The organism is Frankia sp. CgKIO3 (genome assembly GCF_977946435.1).
This window is the reverse complement of record NZ_CDWTMO010000143.1, coordinates 1-6056: the sequence shown is the minus strand read 5'-3', so window position 1 is coordinate 6056 and position 6056 is coordinate 1. Positions and strand designations below refer to the sequence as shown.

8 protein-coding genes and 1 pseudogene are annotated in these 6056 nt (G+C 67.7%); 4 read left to right on the top strand and 5 right to left on the bottom strand.

Annotated elements, in window-relative coordinates; translation table 11 throughout:
• A partial coding sequence (locus AC08OJ_RS15265) for a transposase (protein WP_476596057.1) occupies positions 1 to 283 on the bottom strand: 283 nt, incomplete at its 3' end.
• A gap of 99 nt (positions 284 to 382) precedes the next feature.
• On the opposite strand from AC08OJ_RS15265, the gene AC08OJ_RS15260 reads away from it, so the two are divergent.
• Positions 383 to 892: an LLM class flavin-dependent oxidoreductase gene (locus AC08OJ_RS15260; protein WP_476596056.1), complete on the top strand. Its 510-nt coding sequence runs from the start codon at positions 383 to 385 to the stop codon at positions 890 to 892.
• 81 nt (positions 893 to 973) lie between these two features.
• Positions 974 to 1195, top strand: a complete 222-nt coding sequence (locus AC08OJ_RS15255; RefSeq protein WP_476593894.1) for a rhodanese-like domain-containing protein — start codon at positions 974 to 976, stop codon at positions 1193 to 1195.
• 196 nt (positions 1196 to 1391) lie between these two features.
• On the opposite strand, the gene AC08OJ_RS15250 is transcribed toward AC08OJ_RS15255, so the two are convergent.
• From AC08OJ_RS15250 to AC08OJ_RS15240, 3 genes are all read right to left on the bottom strand, one after another.
• On the bottom strand, positions 1392 to 1574 hold the full coding sequence (locus AC08OJ_RS15250; protein ID WP_476593893.1) for a type II toxin-antitoxin system HicB family antitoxin: 183 nt from the start codon (positions 1572 to 1574) through the stop codon (positions 1392 to 1394).
• Positions 1575 to 1750: 176 nt separating this feature from the next.
• Positions 1751 to 2332 carry a TetR/AcrR family transcriptional regulator gene (locus AC08OJ_RS15245; protein WP_476596055.1) on the bottom strand — a complete coding sequence of 194 codons (582 nt, stop codon included), beginning with the start codon at positions 2330 to 2332 and terminating at the stop codon, positions 1751 to 1753.
• A gap of 329 nt (positions 2333 to 2661) precedes the next feature.
• The gene (locus tag AC08OJ_RS15240; protein ID WP_476596053.1) at positions 2662 to 2793 is read right to left on the bottom strand and encodes a hypothetical protein; all 132 of its coding nucleotides are present in this window, start codon (positions 2791 to 2793) and stop codon (positions 2662 to 2664) included.
• 40 nt (positions 2794 to 2833) lie between these two features.
• On the opposite strand from AC08OJ_RS15240, the gene AC08OJ_RS15235 reads away from it, so the two are divergent.
• Positions 2834 to 3595, top strand: coding sequence for an SDR family NAD(P)-dependent oxidoreductase (locus tag AC08OJ_RS15235; protein WP_476593891.1), 762 nt, complete (start codon positions 2834 to 2836; stop codon positions 3593 to 3595).
• A 395-nt stretch (positions 3596 to 3990) separates the two neighbouring features.
• Positions 3991 to 5430 (top strand): ATP-binding protein, encoded by a 1440-nt coding sequence (locus AC08OJ_RS15230; RefSeq protein WP_476596052.1) that lies wholly within the window; start codon positions 3991 to 3993, stop codon positions 5428 to 5430.
• A 423-nt stretch (positions 5431 to 5853) separates the two neighbouring features.
• Here the strand turns inward: AC08OJ_RS15230 and AC08OJ_RS15225 are convergent.
• A pseudogene (locus AC08OJ_RS15225) lies at positions 5854 to 6056 on the bottom strand (hypothetical protein); the annotation flags it as partial.

Here is a 6056-nt window from a genome sequence, read left to right as displayed (position 1 = left end):
TGGCCTGGACGGTCGTGATGTGCCTGCGGGGCCGCGGGTGCACGCTGACCAGGCCCAGCTGGGCCATGAGCCGCAGCTCCTCGAACTCGGCGCGCTCGGACACCGATAGCGGCCGCTCCTTGCCCTCGTCGGAATCCTTTGCTTTCTTCACCCAGTACCCCAAGCTCGTCTCGTTGATCCCAAGGCTCTTCGCCACCTCGGCGATCGTACGGTCCAAACCAAGGACGAGAGCGACCGCCTCGTCCTTGTACTCCTGGGTGAACTTCCTCCGCGTCGATCCCATCCCTGGATCTTCCTGGTAGTCAGTGGACTTTACGTCGACTGTCTACAAGATTGGGATCGCTTCAATTGCCTGAGCCTCGTCGCTGCGGCCACGAACCGGATGCTGCTTGGCACGGGCGTGCTGCTGCTTCCCTACCACCATCTAGTGGTCCTCGCCAAGCGACTGGCCACCATTGATGTGCTGTCCAAGGGGCGGATGCGGCTATTGACCGTCGGGCTGGGAACCCTGCCGGGCGAGGCCCAAGCGGTGGGGGTGGATTTCAGCACCCGTGGTCGCCGCGCCGACGAGGCGATCGACGTGATGCGACTGCTCTGGGCCGGGGGCGAGGACGGGGTCAGCTTCCGCGGGGAGTTCTTCGACTTCGACAACCTGTGCAGCTTCCCGAAGCCCTACGGCGTTACCCAGCTGCCCATCCACGTTGGTGGATCAAGTCGGGCGGCTGCACGCCGGGCCGGGCGACGAGGCGACGAGGCGACGACTACTTTCCCGGCGGTGCGCTCGGTCCTGATGAGCGTAGCCTCCAACTGGACCTCGCCCGGTCGACCGCCTTCGAGGCTGGCCATAATCCGGATGCTCTGGAGTACACGCGATGCGGGTCGATCGACCTGACGGTTCGGCCAGACCAGGTCGGCGGCGCGTATGTTCTCGACGTCCGCAAGTGGGCGGGGTTCACCTCCGCCCACTTGCCGGGTGCGACCTCATGTCGAGCTCGGCGACTTGCCCGCCCACCTCGCCCACCTCGCCGCCGGGCTACCGGCCGGGCCGACCGTGCTGATGTGCGGGCATGGGAAGCGGGCGATGGGCGCCGCCAGCCTGCTCGCCCGCGCCGGACATTCCAACCTCACGGTCCTCGACGGCGGGCCGGACGGCTGGGCGCGGGCCACCAGCCGGAACCTGGACACCGGCGCATGAAAACAACCGCCACCGCCACCGCCGCCGCCGGCCCGGCCAGCGGCACAGGTCCGGCCAACGGACCGGGTAGGTCAAAGAGCGGCGATGAACTCCGCTGACACGGATCACTTCGAAGCCGAGCTTCTCAAGGACCTTGACCACCTCCCCGCCAGGCAGCACGGGAAGAGGAGGCATCAGGCGACGTCCTGCACGATCGTCAGGACTGGCGGAACGCCAAACTCCTCGAGACCAGACTGACGGCCTCGTAGAGATCGGCCACGGCGTCCTCAGGAGTGTTGCCGAGACCGTGCGCGCCACCGCTGGGGAACGACGCATGGGCCGCCCAGGTACCGTCCTCCTCCTGCTCCAGCTCGTAGGGGATCTGGACCATCCGCTTCATGGCGCCGACTGTACGCCGCCAGCCGCAGGGCCAGCGGTAGCTCCGGTCACGGCACACGGACGCCACTCGACCGAACTGTCGAAAGCTGGTGAGCGCAGGACGGTGCCCAGGCTGTGGCCTCCGCGTGTTCCACTGGGCGGGTGCGGATCGGTCCGGCGCGGCCAACGCGAGGCAGGTCAGTCCAGCGCGGCCAACGCGAGGCGGGCGGCGGCCTGGAGCCGCTCCGCTTCGGGTGCGGCCCGCGCGAGCACGCGGACGCCCTGCATCATCACGAGCAGGAAATTGGCGATCTCGTGCGGGTCCTTGTCGGGGGCAAGCTCGCCTTGGGCCTGGGCCCGCACCAGGGAGGACACCAGCGCCGTCTCCACGACGCTCCAGCTGACCGCCACCTGGCGGGCGACTTCGGGGTCACGCGGGGAGAGTTCGACGGCGGCGTTCACCACCAGGCAGCCTCGCCGGTTCGGGTCGGTGAGGGCGTCGGTGACCCAGCTCTCGACAAACGCGCGCACGGCCGACAGGGCCGGTCCGGGCTGGGCGAGCGCGGTGACGAAGCCCGCCTCGCTGCGTCGCAGGTACCGCCGCATGGCGGCCAGATACAGGTCGTGCTTGCTGCCGAACGTGCCGTAGAGACTGGCCCGGCCGATCCCCAGGTAATCGACGAGGTCGGCCATCGAAGTCGCTTCGAAGCCCCGTTCCCAGAACAGGTCCATCGCGCGCTGGAGCACCACGTCTGGATCGAACTCCTTGGTCCTGCCCATACCCAGAGGCTAACAAGACCGTTCAATCAAGAAAAGCCCGTCCCCGCACTGACGGGAACGGGCTTTTCGGGTGCCGGGCACCCGTCGACGGGGCGGTACCGAGACCGTGCGGTCAGCGCCCCGGCAGGCGGATGGACTGGCCGTGCCGGAAGAAGTGGTGCGGGTTGAGGCGCTCCCCGCACCGACTATCTAGACCGATCGTTTCAATTCGTGGTAACTTCCGATCATCGCCACAAGGCCACAAGGCGGAGTCGTGTGGTGCCGCACGGCATCAGGCGACTGTCATAGTGGAATGATCATTCAGTTATGAACACCTCTCTGTGAACGCGTCACCCGACATGGCTGCGCCGAGTCCGCCGCGACCCCGGCTGTCCTTCGCTCTCCTTGGTGCCGTCCAGATCGCGCTGCTCCAGCGCAGGGCGGGCGCGACCACTGCCGCCGCGCGCGGCTGAGACCACCATCCGCGATTCGTAACGTCTCTACCGACAACAGGAGCTCGTCATGAGTGCACGCTTCACCGACAAGGTCGTCCTCGTCACCGGCGCTGGCGGTGTGCTGGGCCGGACCGCCGCCCTGTCATTCGCGAGGGAGGGCGCGACCGTCGCTGTCGCCGGCCTCCATGCGAGCGGGGTGAACGAGACCGTCAAGCTGATCGAGACCGAGGGCGGCAAGGCGTCCGGCATCACCGTCGACGTCACCAGCTCGGAGAGCGTCAAGGCGATGGTGGACACCGTTGTCTCCCGCCACGGCGGTCTGCATGTCGCGTTCAACAACGCCGGCATCCTCGGCGGCGGCACGCCGGTTGGCGAGCACGACGAGGACGTGTGGAACAAGGTCCTCGCGGTCAACCTGACGGGCGTCTTCCTCGCCCTGAAGTACGAGACCGCGCACCTGGCGGCCAACGGCGGCGGCGTCATCGTCAACACCGCCTCCAACCTGGGCGCCCACTGGCGGCTGGCCGGCATGAGCGCCTACTCCACGTCCAAGGCGGGTGTCAGCTTCCTGACCCGTACCGCCGCACTGGAGTACATCAAGCAGGGCGTGCGCATCAACTCCATCAGCCCCAGCCCGATCGACACCCCCATGTCCTACCTTCCGGGCGAGACCCGCGAGCAGCGTGACGCCCGCCTCGCGCCGACCGTGCCGCTGGGCCGGGTCGCCGACCCGCAGGAGATCGCCAACGCCGTTCTATGGTTGGCGTCGGAGGAATCGAGCTACGTCGTCGGCCACGACCACGTGATCGACGGTGGCGCCACCGCCTGACCCCGCAAAATGCCTGATCGGAGGCGGTGGACAGAACCAAGCACAACCCGAACCGCCATCCCGCCATCCCTGGCCCCACGATCACCATCCCCGATCACACGAGCAGGCCATCTACCAGCGAAAATGCAGGGCGACGCCAGCGTCGTACCTCCACCACCGGCGCATCAGCCGCCGCTGCAGGATGACACCCGTACGGCCGGGGGACGCAGCTGCGCTGGTCGATCCCGCCGTCGGACTGCCCGGCCGAGCACGATCCGGTCGGGGTTGTCGGCCGGGTAGGCGGCAAAATCACAGAATCATGGATGTCGCGAGCCGCGTACGGATGGCGCGGGGTGTAACTTACATAGCAAGTAAGTTACAGGCAGTGTGAGTTTCTGGAGGGAGGCGGGGCGGCGGTGGCCTTTGTGAATCGCACCGACGAACTCGCCGCTCTAGAGGCGTGGTGGCGCTCGACCGACCCCCGACCAGCGGTGGTGTGGGGACGGCGACGGGTCGGCAAGACCGCGCTGTTGCAGCACTTCGCGGAGGGCCGTCGGTCGGTGTCCCACACCGGAGCCGGTCGGGCGGCAGCTGGGGAACTGGCGCAACTATCCCGTCAGGCGGCCATCGCGCTACCGGGGCGAATCCGTGATCTCGCTGCTCGTCCCTATCTCGACTGGGACGACGCGCTCGACGACCTCGCCGCGGCGGCTGAGCAGGAGCCGCTCCTCGTCATCCTGGACGAGTTTCCCGAGATCGTTGCCACCTCACCCGAACTGCCCGGCGTCCTGCGGGCCTTCCTCGACCGAACAGCCGGCCGGACCAGGCTGCGGATGCTCGTGTGCGGGTCGGCCGTGCGGCACATGACCGCGCTGCAGGAGCAGCGGGCGCCCCTGTACGGCAGATTCGATCTGTCACTGTCGCTGCATCCGTTCCGTCCGCACGAGGCCGCACTCATGCTGCCCAGTCTGACGCCGTCCGACCGGGCGCTCGTCTACGGGCTGGTTGGCGGAGTTCCGTTGTATCTGTCGTGGTGGGACCAGGGCGCCGATCTCGCTGACAACCTGTTACGGCTGGCCTGCCGGCCCGGGGCGCCGCTGCTCACCGAGGGACAACTCGTGCTTGCCACCGAGGCGGAGCACGGTGAATACCCGGCGGCCGTGCTCCACGCGATCGCCGAGGGCCGCACCCAGTACAACGAGATCAAGGACTATATTCGGGCTGAACCGGCCCGTACGCTGGATCGGCTCGTCGAACTGCGGCTGGTCGAAAGGCTGATGCCCGTCACTGAACCAGCGCACAGCCGTCGGCGCGTCTACCGGATCGCCGACAATTTCCTCGCTTTCTATCTCGGCGTGCTGTCTCGGTACCGCGCGGAGATCGAGCGTGGATTAGGGAAAGCACTGCTGCCAGTACTGATCGAGAGTCTGGACGACCATCTCGGCAAACCGTGGGAGGAAGCGTTTCGCGAGCACCTACGCCGACTCGCGGTCGCCGGCGCGCTGGGCAGGGACATCGTCGCGGTCGGGCCTTATTGGAACGCGGGCGGGCAAAACAAGATCGATGCGGTCGTGCTCGCGGGCAGGGACCGACACCCGGTTCTGTTCGGCGAGGCGAAGTGGGCGCGCTCTATTGGCGGTCGACGGATCTCCAGCCGGCTCCTGGAAAAGGCTCACGCTATTACATCGGCCGTTCCAGCAGCCTCGGACCGCCAGACAGACGACGGAGCTGCCGGCCCTGACAGTGGCGGGACCGAAGGCTCTGCCCGGGCACGCCTCGCGCTGTGCGCTCGCGAGGAGATCCGTAACGCGCCGCCAGGATGTCTCACCGTCACTGCCGCCGACATCTTCGATTAGCAATATCCACCCGAGCCGCGCATGAGCTCTCTCATCGAGACTTGGCTGGAGTACGCCGCCTGGGCCCCCACGGACACGAGGAGACGGACTCACGCTGCCCGACCTGGCGCGGGCACGGTGAGCAGGTAGCCGTAGATCTCCTGGTAGACGGTGTCGGGATGCGTGGAGCGCAGGACCCCGTCCCGGGCCGCGCAGGTAGGTCTTGATCTGTTTGTTGCCGGTTTCCCGTTCCCATCTGTGGTGATATCCCCCGGCCAGGGCGGTCGCGGTGGCCTCCCGCGGGTCGAGGGGCTCACCCGCCCGGGCGGCGGTGAGCAGCGCGTCGCGGGCCTTCCTGCTGATCTTCATGTTGATCAGGACGGTCCGGTAGGAGCCGTCGGGTAGTGCCTTCAGCGGGGGCAGGTTCAGGTTGGCCCTGACCCGTCACAGCAGCGCCGCGCCGGTGTCCGCGGCCGTGCACCAGTCCGCCCAAGAGTAGAAGGTCCGGTCGGCAAGCAGCAGCCAGTCGGAGGCCAGCCGTGGGTAGAGGCGTCGGGCGAGGGCCTGCTCGCTGGCGACCTTCGTTCCGCGTCGGTGGCGCTGCTTGGAGACACGGTGCACACCGACCACCCCGACACCCCGGGCAC